Source organism: Actinomadura sp. WAC 06369 (assembly GCF_003947565.1).
GTDB lineage: Bacteria > Actinomycetota > Actinomycetes > Streptosporangiales > Streptosporangiaceae > Spirillospora > Spirillospora rifamycini.
The window spans coordinates 1-361 of record NZ_QHJN01000440.1 but is presented as its reverse complement, the minus strand read 5'-3'; the positions used below and the strand labels follow the sequence as shown (position 1 = coordinate 361).

Genomic DNA, 361 nt, shown 5'->3' with positions numbered 1-361 from the left:
GCCAGCACCATCTTGATCACGCCCGCGACACCCGCAGCGCACTGCGTATGACCGATGTTCGACTTCACCGACCCCAGCCACAACGGCCGATCCTCGGTGCGTCCCTCGGCCTGGCCGTAGGTCGCCAGCAGCGCCTGCGCCTCGATCGGGTCGCCCAACGTCGTGCCGGTCCCGTGGGCCTCCACCGCGTCCACATCGGCCGGCGTGAGCCGGGCGTTGGCCAGCGCCGCACGGATCACCCGACGCTGCGACGGACCGTTCGGAGCCGCCAGACCATTGGACGCACCGTCCTGATTGGCGGCAGTGCCCCGCACCACCGCCAAGATGCGACGTCCGTGACGACGCGCATCCGACAGCCGTT

The 361-nt window shown here is 70.4% G+C and carries 1 pseudogene; it reads right to left on the bottom strand.

Annotated elements, in window-relative coordinates:
• Window positions 1-361 (bottom strand): annotated as a pseudogene (locus DMH08_RS39860) (polyketide synthase); the annotation flags it as partial.